Source organism: Azovibrio restrictus DSM 23866 (assembly GCF_000429665.1).
In the GTDB taxonomy this organism is placed as follows: Bacteria; Pseudomonadota; Gammaproteobacteria; order Burkholderiales; family Rhodocyclaceae; genus Azovibrio; species Azovibrio restrictus.
Window position 1 is genome coordinate 156,468 of record NZ_AUCH01000006.1, and the last position, 17,707, is coordinate 174,174.

15 protein-coding genes are annotated in these 17,707 nt (G+C 68.8%); 14 read left to right on the top strand and 1 reads right to left on the bottom strand.

Features of this window, described 5'->3' with window-relative positions; translation table 11 throughout:
• Window positions 1-35: 35 nt before the first annotated feature.
• From cobT to G474_RS0108215, 14 genes are read left to right on the top strand one after another with little or no spacing between them, the layout of a single operon-like run.
• On the top strand, window positions 36-1,079 hold the full coding sequence (gene cobT / locus G474_RS0108150) for a nicotinate-nucleotide--dimethylbenzimidazole phosphoribosyltransferase (RefSeq protein ID WP_026686544.1): 1,044 nt from the start codon (window positions 36-38) through the stop codon (window positions 1,077-1,079).
• Window positions 1,076-1,840 carry an adenosylcobinamide-GDP ribazoletransferase gene (locus tag G474_RS0108155; protein WP_026686545.1) on the top strand — a complete coding sequence of 255 codons (765 nt, stop codon included), beginning with the start codon at window positions 1,076-1,078 and terminating at the stop codon, window positions 1,838-1,840. The genes cobT and G474_RS0108155 overlap by 4 nt, the downstream gene beginning before the upstream one ends.
• Window positions 1,840-3,819 carry an acyltransferase family protein gene (locus tag G474_RS20090; RefSeq protein ID WP_051282115.1) on the top strand — a complete coding sequence of 660 codons (1,980 nt, stop codon included), beginning with the start codon at window positions 1,840-1,842 and terminating at the stop codon, window positions 3,817-3,819. The genes G474_RS0108155 and G474_RS20090 overlap by 1 nt, the downstream gene beginning before the upstream one ends.
• Entirely contained in the window at window positions 3,816-4,388 is a 573-nt protein-coding gene (gene cobC, locus G474_RS21995; RefSeq protein ID WP_051282117.1) for an alpha-ribazole phosphatase family protein, read from the top strand. Before G474_RS20090 ends, cobC begins: the two co-directional genes overlap by 4 nt.
• Window positions 4,385-5,542, top strand: a complete 1,158-nt coding sequence (locus G474_RS0108170; protein ID WP_026686546.1) for a glycosyltransferase family 4 protein — start codon at window positions 4,385-4,387, stop codon at window positions 5,540-5,542. Before cobC ends, G474_RS0108170 begins: the two co-directional genes overlap by 4 nt.
• A gap of 58 nt (window positions 5,543-5,600) precedes the next feature.
• A complete protein-coding gene (gene msbA, locus G474_RS0108175; protein ID WP_245589327.1) occupies window positions 5,601-7,373 on the top strand; it encodes a lipid A export permease/ATP-binding protein MsbA in 1,773 nt (590 codons plus the stop codon).
• A complete protein-coding gene (locus G474_RS0108180; protein ID WP_026686548.1) occupies window positions 7,373-8,428 on the top strand; it encodes a hypothetical protein in 1,056 nt (351 codons plus the stop codon). The genes msbA and G474_RS0108180 overlap by 1 nt, the downstream gene beginning before the upstream one ends.
• A gap of 23 nt (window positions 8,429-8,451) precedes the next feature.
• Window positions 8,452-9,213, top strand: coding sequence for a glycosyltransferase family 2 protein (locus G474_RS0108185; protein ID WP_026686549.1), 762 nt, complete (start codon window positions 8,452-8,454; stop codon window positions 9,211-9,213).
• On the top strand, window positions 9,210-10,133 hold the full coding sequence (locus G474_RS22000; protein WP_051282119.1) for a glycosyltransferase family 9 protein: 924 nt from the start codon (window positions 9,210-9,212) through the stop codon (window positions 10,131-10,133). Before G474_RS0108185 ends, G474_RS22000 begins: the two co-directional genes overlap by 4 nt.
• Entirely contained in the window at window positions 10,126-11,241 is a 1,116-nt protein-coding gene (locus tag G474_RS0108195; protein WP_026686550.1) for a glycosyltransferase family 4 protein, read from the top strand. The genes G474_RS22000 and G474_RS0108195 overlap by 8 nt, the downstream gene beginning before the upstream one ends.
• Window positions 11,238-12,365: a glycosyltransferase family 4 protein gene (locus G474_RS0108200; RefSeq protein ID WP_026686551.1), complete on the top strand. Its 1,128-nt coding sequence runs from the start codon at window positions 11,238-11,240 to the stop codon at window positions 12,363-12,365. Before G474_RS0108195 ends, G474_RS0108200 begins: the two co-directional genes overlap by 4 nt.
• A gap of 25 nt (window positions 12,366-12,390) precedes the next feature.
• Window positions 12,391-13,317, top strand: a complete 927-nt coding sequence (locus G474_RS20105; protein ID WP_051282121.1) for a glycosyltransferase family 2 protein — start codon at window positions 12,391-12,393, stop codon at window positions 13,315-13,317.
• Window positions 13,314-14,414, top strand: coding sequence for a glycosyltransferase family 4 protein (locus tag G474_RS0108210; RefSeq protein WP_026686552.1), 1,101 nt, complete (start codon window positions 13,314-13,316; stop codon window positions 14,412-14,414). The genes G474_RS20105 and G474_RS0108210 overlap by 4 nt, the downstream gene beginning before the upstream one ends.
• Window positions 14,411-15,637 carry an O-antigen ligase family protein gene (locus G474_RS0108215; protein WP_026686553.1) on the top strand — a complete coding sequence of 409 codons (1,227 nt, stop codon included), beginning with the start codon at window positions 14,411-14,413 and terminating at the stop codon, window positions 15,635-15,637. The genes G474_RS0108210 and G474_RS0108215 overlap by 4 nt, the downstream gene beginning before the upstream one ends.
• Window positions 15,638-15,775: 138 nt before the next feature.
• On the opposite strand, the gene G474_RS0108220 is transcribed toward G474_RS0108215, so the two are convergent.
• The gene (locus G474_RS0108220) at window positions 15,776-17,635 is read right to left on the bottom strand and encodes a polysaccharide biosynthesis protein (protein ID WP_084513654.1); all 1,860 of its coding nucleotides are present in this window, start codon (window positions 17,633-17,635) and stop codon (window positions 15,776-15,778) included.
• Window positions 17,636-17,707: the final 72 nt, after the last annotated feature.

Genomic DNA, 17,707 nt, shown 5'->3' on the forward strand with positions numbered 1-17,707 from the left:
TGCCGCAATTCCCAAGGCCTTTCCCCGTCATGTCCGTGCATTTCCAGATCTCCGCCCCCGATACCGGCCTCCAGGCCGCCCTGCAACGGAAGATCGACCAGAAGACCAAACCCCTGGGCGCCCTGGGCCAGCTGGAGGACCTGGCCCTGCAGGCAGGTCTGGTGCAGCAGAGCCTGGAACCCCGCCTGAGCCGGCCCCATCTGCTGGTTTTTGCCGGCGACCACGGGGCCGCCCGAGCCGGGGTATCCGCCTATCCCCAGGAGGTCACCTGGCAGATGGTGGAGAATTTCCTGGCCGGCGGCGCCGCCATCAACGTGTTCTGCAAGGCCCACGGACTGATCCTGGCGGTGGTGGATGCCGGGGTGGCCCACGACTTCGCCCCCCGCCCTGGCCTGGTCCAGGCCAAGGTCGCCCCCGGCACCGCCAACTACCTGGACGCGCCCGCCATGAGCCGGGAACAGCTGGAGCTGGCCCTGGAGCGGGGCGCCAGCATGGCCCGCCGGCTGGCCGGGGAGGGCTGCAACCTGCTGGGCTTCGGCGAGATGGGCATCGGCAACACCGCCTCCGCCTCCCTGTTGGCCCACGCCCTGACCGGGGTGAGTCTGGAAGCCAGCGTCGGCCGGGGCACCGGTCTCGACGACGCGGGTCTGGAGAAGAAGCGCCGCCTGCTGGCCCAGGCCGCCGCCCGGGCCGGCCTGCCCGCCGGGGGCGCCGATCCCCTGGCCGCCCTGGCCGAGTTCGGTGGCTTCGAAATCGCCATGATGGCCGGGGCCATGCTGGCCGGGGCCGAGGCCGGGATGCTGCTGCTCATCGACGGCTTCATCGTCAGTGCTGCCGCCCTGGTGGCCGCCCGCCTGCATCCGGCTCTGGTGGATTACTGCGTGTTCTGCCACCGCTCCGCCGAACCCGGCCACCAGGCCGTGCTCGACGCCCTGGGCGCCCGGCCGCTCCTGGACCTGGGACTGCGCCTGGGCGAGGGCACCGGCGCCGCCCTGGCTTATCCGCTGCTCCAGTCGGCCCTGGCCTTCCTCAACGAAATGGCCAGCTTCGAGTCGGCGGGCGTGGCGGAAAAATCATGATCCGCCAGGAACTGGAATACTTCTTCGGCGCCCTGCGCTTCTTCACCCGGCTGCCGGTGCCGGCCTGGGTGCCCCACAGCGAGGCCCAGCTCAACCGGGCCTCCCGCTATTTCCCGGCGGTGGGGCTGCTGGTGGGCCTGATCGGCGGCTTCGTGTGGCTGATCGCCAGCCTGTTCTGGCCCAAGACCATCGCCATCCTGCTGGCCCTCTCGGCCACCATCCTGGCCACCGGGGCCTTCCACGAGGACGGCCTGTCGGACATGACCGACGGCTTCGGCGGCGGCTGGGAGAAGGAACGCATCCTGGAGATCATGAAGGATTCCCGGGTGGGCAGCTTCGGGGTGGTGGTGCTGGTGCTCACCCTGCTGGGCCGCTTCATGGCCCTGGTGGAGCTGCCCGACACCTGGGTGTTCATGGCCCTGATCGCCGGCCATGGGGTGTCCCGCTTCTGCGCCACGGCGCTCCTCTACCTGATGGACTACGTGCGCGAGGACGCCCTGTCCAAGGCCAAGCCCCTGGCCACCCGCATCAGCCCCCTGGAACTGGACATCGCCGGGGCCACGGCCCTGCTGCCCTGCCTGCTGCTGCCCTTCTGGCACCTGCCCATGGCCCTGCTGCTGGCCGCCGGGGTCACCTGGCTGCTCGCCGTTTTCTACCGCCGCTGGATCGGCGGCTACACCGGCGACTGCCTGGGGGCCGTACAGCAGGCGGCGGAACTGGCCTTCTACCTGGGCCTCCTGGCCCGCCTGCCCGGCGCCTGATGAGCGCTGCCGCCCATCCCGCCTACCGGCCCGACATCGACGGCCTGCGCGCCTTCGCCGTGCTGGCCGTGGTGGGCTTCCACGCTTTCCCGGGACTGTTCCCCGGCGGTTTCGTGGGGGTGGACATCTTCTTCGTGATTTCCGGCTACCTGATCACCGGCATCATCCTCAAAGGCCGGGAGCAGGGTGATTTCTCCTACCTGGACTTCTACGCCCGGCGCATCCGCCGCATCTTCCCCACCCTGCTGCTGGTCCTAGCCGCCACCCTGGTGGCCGGCTACTTCCTGCTCCTGGCCGACGAGTACAAGCAGCTGGCCGGGCACCAGATCGCCGGCACCCTGTTCTACGCCAACTGGGCCTTCTGGCGTGAGGCCGGCTACTTCGACGTCTCGGCCGAGCTGAAGCCCCTGCTGCACCTCTGGTCCCTGGGGGTGGAGGAACAGTTCTACCTGCTCTGGCCCCTGCTCCTGGCGCTGCTGCTGCGCCGGCCCCGGCAGCTGGGCGGCGCCATCCTGGCCCTGCTGGTCCTGTCCTTCGCCGCCAACCTGGCCGGGCTGCAGCAGTATCCCAGCGCCACTTTCTTCCTGCCCCACAGCCGCTTCTGGGAACTCCTGGCCGGGGCCTGGCTGGCCAGCCGCCCGCCGCTTCCCGGGGTGCTCCGCGCCGGACTCGCCTGGCTGGGCCTGACCCTGTTGCTGGCCGGGGTGTTCCTCCTCGACCGGGACGTAGCCTTTCCCGGTTACGCCGCCCTGCTGCCGGTGCTGGGGGCCGCCGGCCTGATCGCAGCCGGCCCCGGCACCGCCCCCAACCGGCTACTGGGGCGTCAGCCCTGGGTATTCCTGGGGCTGATCAGCTACCCCCTCTACCTGTGGCACTGGCCCCTGCTCTCCTTTCCCCGCATCCTGGCGGGCGGCGAGCCGGATTGGGAGCTGCGCCTCGCCGCAGTGCTGCTGGCCCTGCTGCTGGCCTGGCTCAGCTACCGCTACTGGGAACGCTGGCTGCGTTTTCACCCCTGGCGGCGCCTGCCCCTGGCGCTCTTGGGGGCGGGGCTGCTGCTGGCCCTGGTAGCCCTCTACGTCAAGCATGAAGACGGCATCGCCGGCCGAGCCGGCTTCGCCCGGGAAGCCCAGCAGATGTTCGCCCCCACCCGCTGGGAAACCAAGGGATGCAAAGCCCGCTTCGGCATCCAGGAAGGGCATTGCCTGGCCCTGGCCCCGGAGGCCGAAAAACTGGTGTTCCTGCTCGGGGACAGCCATGCCCGCGCCCTGGCCCAGGGTTTCCCGGCCCTGGCCCGGAATCAGGATGCCCCGCTGGGCTGGGTCAGCCTCGGGCAATCCGGCTGCCTGCCCTTCAAGGGTCTGCAACGCCTGGACCGGGGCGAAAACAAGGAATGCCCGCCTCCCGTGGATCGGGCCCTGGAACTGGCCACCGGGGAAGCGGCCAGCCAAGTGGTGGTGATTTCCGCCCGCTATGCCATCTATCACTCGGGCCAGGGCTTTGGCGCCAATGAGCATTACCAGGTCCAGCTGCATTTCGAGACCCCGGGCCAGCCCCCCATCGACAGCAATCCGGAAGCCTTCCAGGCCGGGCTGCGGGCCACCCTTACCCTGCTGCGCCAGCACGGCAAGCAGGTGATCTTCATGCAGCAGGTGCCAGAGCTGGGCTTCTCGCCCCGCCGCTGCGTTGGCCGCCCCCTCTCCCTGGGCGCCGATCCGGAACGCTGCCAGGTGCCCCGGGCCCAGGTGGAACAACGGCAGGCCGGCTATCGCCAGGCCGTGGCCCGGGTGCTACAGGATTTCCCCGAAGTGCGGGTGTTCGACCCCCTGGAGCACCTGTGCGACCAGGAGAACTGCTACGCCCGGAAGGACGGCCAGCTGCTGTACCGGGATGACGACCACCTTAACCGGCGCGGCGCCGAGTTCATCCTGGGCCGGCTCCAGGCCAGCCTGGCGGCACCATCGACCGGGAGCCCCCGGTGAGGCCCCTGTACCTGATCCGCCATCCCCGGCCGGCCGGGGCCGAGGCCTGCTGCTACGGCCGCCTGGACCTGCCCCTGGCCGAACCGGCCAGCCACAGCCTGCCCCGGGTGCGCGCACGCCTGCCCGCCAGTTTCCAGGTCTGGAGCAGCCCCCTGCGACGCTGCCTGGAACTGGCACTGGCCCTGGACCCGCTGGCCCGGCAACACCCGGGGCTGCAGGAACTGGATTTCGGCGACTGGGAGGGCCGCGCCTGGGACGACATCGGCGCTCCGGCCCTGGATGCCTGGGCCGCCGACGTGACTGGCCACACGCCGCCGGGAGGTGAATCGGCCCGGCAGCTGCTGCAGCGGGTCCAGGCTGCCCTGGCGGAAGTGCTGGCCGCCAGCCAGGGGGCCCTGGCCCTGGTGACCCACGCCGGGGTGATCCGGGCCCTGGTGGCCCAGGCCCTGGAACTGGCCGGGCCGGACTGGCTGCGCATCCGCCCCGCCTACGGCCAGGTCGTGGCCCTGGACTGGGACGGCCAGGCCCTGCAGGTTCCTGCCGCCACCCGCCGGGAGCTAGGCCTGTGAAGATCGCCATCATCCGCCAGCGCTACAACCCCTACGGGGGGGCCGAACGCTTCGTGGAGCGAGCCCTGGGCGCCCTGGTGGCCGAGGGCGTGACGGTGGACCTGATCACCCGCAACTGGGACGGAGCCCCGGCGGCGGGTTTCAGCCAGATCAGCTGCGACCCGCCCTATGCCCGCTGGTGGGGCGGCCGGGCCGCCCGGGACCGGAGCTTCGCCCAAGCCGCCCAGGCCCTGATGGCGGCTGGCGGCTACGACATCACCCAGTCCCACGAACGCATACCCGGCTGCATGATCTTCCGGGCCGGGGACGGAGTCCATGCCGCCTGGCTGGCGCACCGCAGCCGCCAGCTCTCCCCCCTGGAACGCCTGGCCCAGAACTGCTCCCCCTACCACCGCTACGTGCTGGAGGCGGAGCGGCGCATGTTCGCCCACCCGGCCCTGCGCGCCGTGATCTGCAACTCGGCCATGGTGGCCGAGGAGATACGCCAGCATTACGGCCTCGCCCCGGACCGGCTCCAGGTGATCCACAACGGCGTCGACACAGCCTTCTTCCACCCGGAGCGGGCCGCCGCCCTGCGCCAGGAGGCCCGGGCCCGGCTGGAACTGGACCCCGGCACGCCGCTGCTGCTGTTCGTGGGCAGCGGTTTTGCCCGCAAGGGCGTGCCCGGCCTGCTCCAGGCCCTGGCCCGGATGCAGCGCCAGGACGCCCAGCTGCTGATCGTCGGTGCCGACCGCAAGCTGAACGCCATGCAGCGCCTGGCCGCCCGTCTGGGCCTGAGCCAGCGGGTACGCTTTGCCGGCCCCCAGCGGGAAGTGCTGCCCTGGTACGGAGCCGCCGATGGGTTTGTCCTGCCCACCCTGTACGACCCGGGGCCCAACGCCGCCCTGGAAGCCCTGGCCTGCGGCCTGCCCCTGGTCACCAGCCTCAGCTGCGGCGCCCGGGAGTGGGTGCAGGAGGGCGTCAATGGCTGGGTTACCGATGCCCTGGATGTCCCGGCCCTGGCCCGGGCCCTGGACGGACTCTGCGAACTGGGCTTCCAGGCCCCGGCCCGGGCCGCAGCCCGGGCTGCGGTGGCGGAGCTCAGCCTGGAGGCCATGAGCGCCCGCCTGGTGCAACTCTATCGCGCGCTTGTGCCCCAGGCCCCCCGGGTATAATTGCGCTCTTTTCCTGCGGGTTTTTGGCTGCTGGAACCCGCCACCTAGATCGGACTGCATGGCCCTGGAAGCTGAAATGAATGGCAAGGAGCTCTACCTGAGGCTCCTCACCTACGTCAAACCCTACTGGAAGGCCTTCGCCCTGGCCCTGGTGTGCATGGGCGCCTCGGCCCTGGCGGAACCGGCCTTCCCGGCCCTGCTCAAGTACCTCCTCGATGACGGCTTTGCCAGCCAGCAGGGTTCCTATGATTTCCTGATGTATCCCGCCGCCCTGTTCGCCATCTTCTTCGTCCGGGCCGTGATCGGCTTCGTGGCCGATTACCTGATGCAGTGGGTGTCCCAGAACGTGATTTCCGAGCTGCGCCAGGCCATGTTCGGCCAGATGATCCGGCTATCGACCCAGTATTTCAGCGACAACGCCTCGGGGCGCATGATGTCGCGCATTTCCTACGACGTGACCGGGGTGGCCGGGGCCTCCACCAATGCCCTCACCACGGTGGTCAAGGACGGCCTGGCCGTGGCGGGCCTGCTAGGCTGGCTGCTCTGGCTGAACTGGAAGCTGACCCTGATCACTTTCATCACCGTGCCCTTCATCGCCTTCGCGGTGAAGAAGCTGAGCAAGCGCATCCGCCGTTTCGCCCGGGGCATCCAGAACGCCCAGGGCAACATCACCCAGATCCTCCAGGAGGCCATCGAAGGCCATAAGGTGATCAAGATCTTCGGCGGCCAGAAGTACGAGCAGGGCCGTTTCAACCATGCAGTGCGGGAACAGCGCGGCCTGCAGATGCGCGCCGCCGTCTCCAACGCCGCCCTGGGGCCCATCACCCACTTTTTCACCGCCCTGGCGGTCTCGGTGATCATGGCCATCGCCCTGTACCAGGCCAGCGAGGGCAAGGCCACGGTGGGGGACTTCGTCTCCTTCATCACCGCCATGCTGATGATCCTCGCCCCCCTGCGCCGGGTCATGGACGTCAATGCCACGATCCAGAAAGGCCTGGTGGCCGCCGAGAGCATCTTCCACCTGATCGACCAGCAGCCCGAGGAAGACAAGGGCACGGTGGACCTGGGCCGGGCCCGGGGCGAGGTGAGCTTCGAGGGCGTCACCTTCACCTATCCCGGAGCCGAGAAACCCTCGCTCCAGGAACTCAGTTTCGCCATCCGCCCCGGAGAAAGCGTCGCCCTGGTGGGCCCGTCCGGCAGCGGCAAGACCACGGCGGCCAATCTGCTGCCCCGCTTCTACGCCATCCAGGAGGGGGTGATCCGGGTGGATGGCCATCCGCTCCAGGACATCCGCCTGGAAAGCCTGCGCGACAACATCGCCCTGGTGAGCCAGGAGGTGGTGCTGTTCAACGACACGGTGGCCGCCAACATCGCCTACGGCTGCAGCCGCAAGCTGAGCCGGGAAGACATCGTCGCCGCCGCCACTGCAGCCCACGCCATGGAATTCATCGAGCGTCTGCCCGAGGGCCTGGAGACCATGATCGGCGAGAAGGGCGTCAAGCTCTCCGGCGGCCAGCGCCAGCGCCTGGCCATCGCCCGGGCCCTGCTGAAGAACGCCCCGATCCTGATCCTGGACGAAGCCACCTCGGCCCTGGACACGGAGTCCGAGCGGGTGGTGCAGCAGGCCCTGGACGAGCTGATGGTGGGCCGCGCCACCCTGGTGATCGCGCACCGCCTGTCCACCATCGAGCGGGCCGACCGCATCATCACCCTGGCCCAGGGCCGCAAGATGGAAGAGGGCAGCCACGCCGTGCTGCTCGAAGCCGACGGCCTCTACGCCCGCCTGTACCGGATGCAGAAGGCGGAAGAAGCGCCCCTGGGGAACGCCTGATGTTCGCCCTGATGCGCAGGAACCGGCGCCCCACGGCCCTCCGGCACCTGGTCAGCGCCTGCACCCGGGACCTGCCGCCGCGCCTGCCCGTGGCCGGGCCGATGCCCTCCCACCACATTCTCTGCGCCGGCACCTATTCCCCGGTGTTCGCCCGCCTGGCGGCGGAATCGGCCCTGGCCGCCTGCCCCCCCGAACTGCGTTCGCAGCTGCGCCTGTTCATCCACGTGGATGGCGTCGCCGGACGGGCCCGGGCCGAGCTGCAGGCCTGGCTCAGGGAGATTCCCGGAGTGGAACTGACCTACGGCCTGTTCGGTATCCTGCCCCAGGACCGGATACCCGGGAAATGGCATCAGGTCATGGTAAACGACGTCTGCCGGGAGTTTCAGGCAGAGCCCCACATCGCCTACATCGACGCCGACCTGTTCGTGGTGGACGGCAGCTGGTGGCAGCAATGCAGCGCACATCTGTCGGAACAGGTCTATGCCCTGAGCGTGGGCTTGCGCCAGAACAGCACCCTGACTCTGGCGGGGCAGTGCCACACGGCCATCCGCACCAACCTGTTCACCCTCAACACCGGGGTTCACCTGGAACTCAACCAGCAGCGCTTCAGCAAGGATCAGCGGGCCGCCGCCCAGCTCCAGGCTGAATATCCCCAGGCCCGCCTGGAGTTGGGCAACATGGACTCCATGATCGGCGGCTCCCTGCGGGCCCAGGCCCATGGCTATCAGGTCCTGGACGTGGGGGCCCTGGTGCCCCACTGCCACATCGGCGGCTTTTCCCACCTGAGCGCCGGCAAGTTCAAGGACTACCGCAATCCCGAACGGCGCCAGTCCATCACCGGCCTGCTGGCCCAGGCCCGGCTCCTGGCCCGGGTGCTCGACTATTTCGACCGGCGCGGCTGGGGCCCCCGGGTGGATCGGGCCTACCGGGACAAGGTGGCCCAGATGAACGCCTTCATCGCCGGCGAAGCGGCCCTGGCGCAAATGCAGGCGGAACTGCCGCCGGCTCCCCGGGAAATCGTCTTCGAGCAGGTGGCCGCCGCCACCGGCGCCTAGGATGAACGCCCCCCCCTACTGACATGGCCCAACTCACCGTCTGCCTCCTGACCCACAACTCCCTGCGCACCCTGGCCCCCTGCCTGACGCCGGCGCTGGAGATCGCCGACGAGCTGGTGGTGGTGGATTCCGGCAGCAGCGACGGCACCCTGGAATACCTGGCCGGGCAGGGGGTGACGCCCATCCACCGGCCCTACAAGACCCACGCGGAGCAGATGAACTTCGCCATCGCCCAGGCCAGCCACGACTGGGTGCTGTGCCTGGACAGCGACGAGTTCCTGGACCCGGAGACCCTGGCCGCCATCCGGGCCCTGAAGCCCCAGTTGAGCGACCCGGACACCGCCTACCGGATCCGCCGCTACTGGCGGGTCCTGGGGCGGGAGGTGCACGGCATCTACCCGGTCTCCTCCCCGGACTTTCCCCTGCGCCTCTTCAACCGCCAGAAAGTGCGCTTCAACGACGTGCCCGTGGACGACAAGGCCACCGGGGCCAGGAAACGCATCGTCCTGCCCGGGCACGTGGTGCACGACACCTTCTTCTCCCTGCACGAGGTGTTCGCCAAACTGAACGGCTACACCAGCCGCCTGGTGCGCTTCCAGGAAGTGCCGCCCAGCCTGGGGCGGGCCTTTTTCAGCCCCCCCTTCGCCTTCCTCAAGTGGTACCTGCGCAAGGGCGGCTGGCGGGACGGGGCCGTGGGCCTGGTGACCGGCGCCTACGCGGCCCTGTACACCTTCCTCAAGTACTTCAAGTCCTGGTGCCGGGCCCGGGGCATTCCCCTGCAATGAGCCGGCCCGTCTTCGACCACCTGGTCATCTACCGGAAGCAGCTGGGCGACGTGCTGCTCTTGCAGCCGGCCCTGGAAGTGCTGGCCGGCCGGGGTAGCGTCGGCCTGTCCACCCGGCCCGGCTTTGCCGACCTGTTGGCCCTGATGCCCGGCCCGGTGCACCTGGCCCCGGAAACCTGGCCCCGGGCCAGGGAAGTGCTCTGCCTGGAAGCCAAGACGGCGGCCCTGCTTTACGCCGCCCAGGCCTTCGGCGCCCGGCGCCGGCTGATCCTGACCCGGGACGAGGCCCCCTGGTGGCAGGCTCTGATCTTCCGGGACAAGCAGATCCTGCCCGGCGGCGCCACCTACCGGGGCGCCCTGTTCCACGTCATGGCCGGCGGCGTCCCCGAGGATTTCCGGCCGCCCCGGCTGCTGCCGCCCCCCGCCGACTGGCAGCCCCAGGGATTGCCCGCCGCCTACGGGCTGATCCATCCCACCTCCGCCTGGCAGCGCAAGACCTGGTCTCCGGAGCGCTGGGTGGAAGCCCTGCAGGACCTGGGGGGCGAGCTGCCCTGGGTGATCAGCAGCGGCCCCAGTCCCTGGGAAGTGGAGCTGGCGGGCAAGCTGGCCGCCGGTCTGGGGCAGCGGGCCATCAACCTGGCCGGGCGCACCAGCCTGCGCCAGTACCTGGCCCTACTGGCCGGGGCCCGTATCGTCTTCTGCGTCGATGGCTCCGCCAGCCACCTGGCCGCTGCCTTCGGCAAGCCGGTGCTGACCCTGTTCGGCCCCACCAACCCGGCCCACTGGCACTGGCCCACCCCGACCACGCCCCGGCTCTGGGCCGCGGATTTCGTGGCGGAGAAGAAGCCGCCGGTGGACGCCATCCCCGTGGCCGCCGTGCGCCAGGCCGCCGCAGCCCTGCTGGAGCTGGCCCATGGCTGAGCCCTGGTTCTACGTCACCGACAGCAAGTTCTCCGGCATCGGCATCGACCTGGTCACCGAGCAGCAGCTGCGCGCCTTCTCGGAGGCCGGCCGGGCCGTGGACCTGGTGGCCCGGGGCCGCCTCGACCTGCCGGGCATCCGCAATTTCCGCCAAGTCCTGCCACCCACCAAGCTCCTCTCCTGGCTGCCCTCCCAGGATTACTACGCCCTCAACAAGCGCTGGTTTTCCCGCCTCGGGCGCCGCCATTTCGAGCGGGCGCCCCATGCCGGGGTGGTGGCCTGGTCCAAGACCGCCCTGCATCCCTTCGAGGCCGCCGCCCGGGCCGGGGTGCCGCGCATCCTCAACGTGGGTAATTCCCACCGGGACGCGGACACGGGCGGCAGCGGCCCCCCGCTCACCCGCTGGCCGCGCATTCCCCACAGCCGCTACCGGGCCGAATACGAGCTGGCCACCCTGATCCTGGTGGCCTCCGACAACGCCCGCCAGAGCTTCCTCGACCAGGGGGTGGCGGCGGCGAAGGTGCGGGCCATCTACCGGGGCGCCGACACCCGGCGTTTCCACCCGCCGGTGGCAAAGCCGGCGCGGCCCTTCATCGTCGCCTGCTGCGGCCTGCTGGGAGAGCGCAAAGGCAGTTACGAGCTGCTCCAGGCCTGGCAGCGCCTCAAGCTGCCGGAGGCGGAACTGTGGCTGATCGGCCACCTGCCGACAGCCGAGGCAGCTGCCCTCCAGGCCCTGGCGGGCCCGAACGTGCGCTTCCTGGGTTTCCGCAAGGATCTGCCAGAACTGCTGCGCCAGGTGCACCTGCACGTGCTCCTGTCCCGCAACGAGGGGCTGGCCAAGGTGCTGCTGGAGGCAGGCGCCAGCGGCGTGCCCAACCTGTGCACCCGGGAAGCGGGCTTGCCCCCGGATGCAGCCGGTACCCTGTTCGTGGACGACCGGGCCAATGTGGACCAGGTGGCCGCCGCCATCGAAGCCTGCTACCGGGACCCAGAGGGCACGGCCCGCCTGGGCCTGGAGGCCCGGGCCATGGTGGAGGCCCGCTTCGGCTGGGCTGCCTTCCGCCAGCGTTTCCTGAGCGCCGTGGCCGACGCGGAGCAGATGCCGTGAATATCCTCTACGCCTTTCCCGAACCCCTGCCCCTGCCCAAGGCCCGGGGCATCCAGACCGCCTGGATGGTCCATGCCCTGTGCCAGGCCGGGGCCCGGGTGAGCCTGGCCCACTGCCCCTCCCCGGACGGCCATCCCCTGACGCCCCTGGGGCGGGACCTGCCGGCGAACCTGCGCCTGCTGCCCCTCTCCCGGCACTGGCCCTTCCCCCTGCAGCGCTGGCACTCGGTGGGCCGCTTCGTCGCCCAACTGCTCAAACACCTGGACCGGGAGCGGCCCGACCTGGTGTTCGTCCGCCACCTGAAGCTGGCCCAGCGGCTGCTCCAGGCCCGACCCGATCTGCCCCTGGTCTACGAGGCCCACGAGGTGTTCGCCGCCACCGCCCCCGAATCCAAACGGGCTGCCCTGGCGGCCCAGGAGGCCGCAGTGCTGGCCGGGGCCGCCGGGGTGGTGTTCATCTCCGGCGCCGTGGAAGCCGCCCTCCAGGCCGCCTATCCGGATGCCCGGCCCCGGGCCCGCACCGTGTTGCACAGCGGCGTGGACCTGCCGCCTCCGGGACCGGAAAAGGACTGGGCCCAGTGCGCCCGGCACATGGTCTATGCCGGCAGTTTCTATGGCTGGAAGGGGGTGGACGACCTGGTGGCCGCCGCCGCCCGCCTGCCCGGCCACCGCCTCACCCTGCTTGGGGGCGAGGCCGGGGAGATCGAGCGCCTCAAGCCCCGCATCGACCCCCGCGGCGCCGAGGTGCTGCTGCTGCCCCGCCTGGCGCCGGAGCGGGTCATGGCCCACCTGCAGGAAGCCTGCATCGCCGTGCTGCCCAACCGGGCCGAGGGGGTGAGCCAGTTCACCTCGCCCCTGAAACTGTTCGAATACATGGGCGCGGGCTGCGCCCTGGTGACGGCGGACCTGCCCTCGATCCGGGAAGTGCTGGCCCCGGACCAGGCCGCCTGGTTCACCCCCGGCGACCCGGAATCCCTGGCCGCTGCCTTGGCCGGCCTGGCGGCCGACCCGGATGCCGCGCGCCGCCAGGGGGAAAATCTGCGCCAGCTGGCCGCCCGCTACACCTGGGGCGCCCGGGCCCGGGGCCTGCTCGATTTCATGGAACAGATCCGGGGAGGGCGCTAAACTGCGCCACCCGGAAACCGCCACCATGACGCCATACTTCACCCTCTATACCCCCACCTACAATCGGGGCCACCTGCTGCCCCGGGTCTACACGAGCCTGCTGGCCCAGGACGACCGGGATTTCGAGTGGCTGGTGATTGACGACGGTTCCAGTGACGACACGGAAGCCCGGGTCCAGGCCTGGGCGGCCGAGGCCCCGTTCCCGGTCCGCTACGTGCGCCAGGAAAACCAGGGCAAGCACATGGCCACCAACCGGGCGGTGGAGCTGGCTCTGGGCCAGATGTTCGTCATCGTCGACTCCGACGACTGGCTGGCCGAGGGCGCCCTGGGCGCCATCCGCGCCGCCTGGGAATCCATCCCTGCCGCCGAGCGGGGGCGCTACGCCGGCATCGCCGGCCTGTTCCTGGACCCGGGCGGCCAGCCGGTGACCCGGCTGTTTCCCGCCGATCCTTGCGACTGCAGCAGCGTGGACATGGAATACCGGCACGGGGTCACGGGGGAAATCGCCATGGCCACCCGCACCGAGGTGCGCCGCCAGTACCCGTTCCCCGAGCACGTGGGCCGCTACTGCATGCCCAGCCTGGTGTGGAACCGCATCGCCGCCCGCTACCTGACCCGCTACCTGAACACCCCGCTGCAATACAAGGAATACCAGGAACAGGGCATCACCCTCGGGGGCGTGGCGAAGAAGCTGCGCCTGTCGCCGGAGGCCTTCCGCATTCGCAACCGGGAACTCCTGGAACTGGGTTTCGACCTGCCGGAGAAGACCCGCAGCAAGGCCATGCGCCTCTGGGCCCGGGCCTCCTTTCACGCCGGCCAGGGCTTTGCCGCCCAGTGGCGGGAGCTGGCCGGTACGGGCCTTCGGGGCTTGTGGCTGGCGCAGGTCCTCAAGGCCAGGCGCGACTACGGGCGCGACCTGGGGCAACTGACCGAGCAGGGAGGCAAGCCATGACGGGCCATCGGCATCTCAAGGTGGCCATCGTCAACCAGCACCCGGCCGACATGCTCGGGGGCAGCGAGATCCAGTGCGACATCATCGCCCGAGGTCTGGTGGCCCGGGGCCACCAGGTGGATTACCTGGCCGTGGGCGGCCAGTCCGGGCGGGACTACCAGATGCCCTACGGGGTGCACCCGGTGGCGCGCCGGGCCGATGCCATCGCCGACCGGGTGCTGCTGCTGAAGCCGGACATCCTCTACTGGCGCTTCAACAAGCACTGCTTCGCCCGCTCCGTAGCCCGCATCCGCCGGGCCGGCATCCCCGTGGTGTTCTCGGTTTCCCACGTGCGCGACGTGACCCGTTTCTTCTTCCAGCCCCGGGCCTGGGGCCCCCCGGGATTCAAGAGCCTGCGCCGGGCCTTCAAGGAAGGCTGGCGCCTGTACAAGGAACACGGGGGCTTTGCCCACGTGGACGCCCTGGTGAGCAACAACCCGGACAACCTGGGACTGGCTCCGGTGCCCCTGCAGCTGCACATCCCCAACTCCATGACCACCGCCGCCGAGCCTTTCAGCTGGCCCCGGCCCTACTGCCTGTGGGTGGCCAACATCAAGGACCGCAAGCAGCCGGAGAAATTCGTGGAGCTGGCGGCCCGGCTCCAGGACACGGGGGTGGATTTCCTCATGGTGGGGCAATTGCAGAGCAAGTCCTACGGCCCTCTGCTGGCCGCTGGCCCCGCCAATTTCCACTACCTGGGGGAAAAGCGCCTGGAAGAGGTGAACGGCATCCTGGCCGGCAGCCTGTTCCTGGTGCACACCTGCCACCCGGAAGGCTTCAGCAACAACTTCATCCAGGCCTGGCTCCAGGGCCGCACCGTGGTCAGCCTGGCCTTCGACCCGGGCGGCCTGCTGGTCGCCGAAGGCCTGGGCCGCTACGCCGGCGGCGACATGGACACCTTCACCGCCCAGGTACGGCAACTGATCGACCAGCCGGACCTGGCCCGACAGATGGGCGAACAGGCCCGGACCTACGCCAGCGCCCAGTTCGCCCCGGAAGCCAATGTGGGAAAACTGGAGCGGCTGTTCCTGGAAATTCTTGCCCGGGAGGGCCCATGAAGCAGTTTCTTTGCAAATATTCCCGGGCGCAACTGGGGGACAGGTTGCTGGTGATGGGGCTTTGTCTCTACGCCCTTTGCCTGTTTCTGCCCCATGTGACAGCCCTGGAGCGGACTGGGCTGGCGGTGGCCGTACTGATCAGTTTCTTCGGCGGGCGCTGGAGGGCGTGCCTAGGGGGCTTGCGCCATCCCCTGATGGGCATGACCCTGGGCTTGATCGCCTGGTTTGCGCTCAGCTGTCTCTGGTCGGTGGAGGCGACCTTGACCCGGGAGGCAGTGGTGAATATTTTCAAGGACTACCTGTTGCTTCTCCCCCCCCTGTTTTACATGCTGGCAGACAGGGAGCGGCGCCGGCTGTTCTGCCTGGGGCTGGCCTGGGCTGGAGCGGTCGTGGTGTTGCTGAATGCAGCCCAGTATCTGCGCGAATACTGGACCGATCCGGGATTGCTCGACAACATCAAACTGCATCGTGGCTGGGGGCACCCCCTGGTGCTGTTTATCCCTTTTGCCTTGCTCCAGGCCCGTCTGAGTCGGGGCACCGTGGCTGGCGGCTGGTATCTCCTGTTTGTGGCCGAGACCCTGATGATTTTTGCCACCGGGGCCCGGGGAGCTTGGCTCGCCCTGTTCGCGATTATGATCCTGTGGCTGGGGCACGACTGCCAGCGACGCAGGGCAGCGGGGATCGTCGTCATAGGTCTGCTGATCGCCATCGCCTCTTACTTCCTGTTGCCGGATTTTCTGGTCAAGGACAGGTTGGCCAGTGGCTTCAGCACCAGTTTGCGTACCACAGGGACTTGGGGTCCTGCGCTGCAGATGCTGGAAGAGCGCCCCCTGCTGGGGTTCGGTTTTGGCAAGGAAATCTTCGACCGTGAGTTCAACCGGCGCGCTCCCACGGAGGAAAGCTGGTCCTTCAAGCGTTCCAAGGGGCCCCACAGCATCTACCTGGAGGCTGGCTTCTCTGCCGGCTACCCGGCGCTGATCCTGCTCTCGCTCCTGTTTGCCGTCGCCTTGTTCTATGGCATGGAGGCGGCACGCCGGGGCGCCACGGAAGAGGAGCGGGGCATGGCCCTGGCCTGTCTGGCTGCGTTTGCAGGGTTCTATGTAACCCGGGGCGCCTTCGAGTCGGTCCAGTGGGCCCCCATGATCCTGCTGCTGGCGCCCCTGGTGCATTTCAGTCTGCAAGTACGTGGCTCAGAATCTGCTCGGGCTTTCCCTCAGGCCTGACAGCGGGCTCGCAGCTGGACCGGCGTGCCTGTACGAGGTGGTCGTCGGGGGCCGTTCTGAATGGGATTTGGGAGGAGCGTCGCCCGTCCACCTCCGGCACTAGGGAAACCGCCGGCCCGCCGGATGTCTGTTCTGATGCTAGTTTCCGGGCCGGTATTCAGGCAGCAACTGCTGCAGCTGTTTTTTTATTGCTGCCGTATCAGCAGGGGGCGTAGCTAGCCAGGTTTCCAGTTCCTCACCCCAGGTTATTGCAGGAGGCGGGGGGGCCTTGGCCACCCGAAGCTTGGGGTGGGGGGTGGGCAGCGTGGTCTCGTCGTCCGCCAGGAGTTCCTCGAACAGTTTCTCGCCAGGGCGCAAGCCCGTGATCCGGATGGGGATTTCCTCCTCGCTGTAACCGGAGAGGCGGATCAGGTCCCGGGCCAGATCGATGATCTTCACCGGCTCCCCCATGTCGAGCACGAAAATCTCGCCACCATGGCCCATGAGGCCGGCCTGGAGCACCAGTTGGGCAGCTTCGGGAATGAGCATGAAGTAGCGGATGATGTCCGGATGGGTCACCGTTACCGGCCCGCCCCTGCGGATCTGCTCCCTGAAGGTGGGAATCACCGAACCATTGCTGCCCAGTACGTTGCCGAAGCGCACCACGATGAACTGGGTGGCGCCTCCCTGGCCTTCCAGCTGCTGCAACAGCATTTCAGCCAGCCGCTTGGTGCAGCCCATGACGTTGGTGGGATTCACCGCCTTGTCGGTGGAGATGAACACCATCTTTCTGGTGCCGTGGCGCTGGGCTGCCTTTGCCACTTCCCGGGTGCCGATGATGTTGTTGCAGACCGCCTGCCAGGCATTGTCGTCTTCCATCAGGGGGACGTGCTTGTAGGCGGCGGCGTGGAAGACCAGGGCGGGCTTGTAGGCGGAAAACGTCTGCTCGAGTCGCCGGGTGTCCTTGACATCACCGATGACGCAGCAGATCGGCGTATCTGGAAGATCGCGCCGGAATTCCTGCTCCAGGGTATAGAGGGCAAATTCCGACTGTTCGTAGAGCACCAGCCTTCCGGGTCGGTAACGGGCAATCTGGCGCGCCAGTTCCGAGCCGATGGAGCCGCCCGCCCCGGTAACCATGATCACCTGGGCATCGATCATGTCATGCAGCCCGGCTTCGTCCAGTTCCACGGGCTCCCGTCCCAGGATGTCCTCCAGCTCCACCTGGCGCAGCTGGGTCAATGCCACCCGGCCAGTGAGCAGATCCTCCAGGGCCGGTACGGTGAGCACCTGGAGACCCGCCTGCACGGCCAGTTCCATGGCGTGCCGGCGGACCTTGTTGCTGGCCCCGGGCATGGCGACAATGACGTGGCTGACCCCCAGTTCGTTGGCCCAATAGGCCACATCCCCAATAGGGCCGCGAATCTTCACCCCATGTACTTCCCGGCCATGCTTGGCCGGATCATCGTCAAGCAGGGCGGCGACCTGCCAGTCGGGCGAGCGTTGCAGCTCCCGGACCAAGCGCTCGCCCCCGTCGCCGGCGCCCAGAATCAGCACCCATTCTCCGTTCAGGCCCAGGTGCCCGTAGAGCAGGCGGTCCTTCCAGGTGCGATAAACGAAACGGCTGCCGCCCATGACCAGCACCAGCAGGATGGGATGCAACAGCAAGGCGGAGCGGGGGACGTTGGGAATGCCCAGCATGAACACCAGTACGGCCATGACCAGGGCGCTCAGGGCCACGGCATTGATGATGCGTTGCAGATCCTTGAGGCTGGCATAGCGCCAGATGCCCCGGTACAGGCCGCAGGCCCAGTAAATGGGGGCATGCACGGCCACCAGCAGCGGCAGCAGCAGGGTCCAGGTCCGGACGTATTCCCAGGGCAGGGTCAGGTTGAAGCGCAGCCAGTAGGCCAGCATCCAGCACAGGGCCAGGGCACATAGATCATGGCAGAAAGCGATGAAGCGCAGGACGCTGGGCAGATAGCGCTGGAAAAAAAAGGGAGGTCTTGACGAGGGCATCACAGGACGGGATTCTAGCAGCCTGCCGGACCCTATGGGCTCAAGCAGCGAAGGTGGGGGACGCGGTGGGAT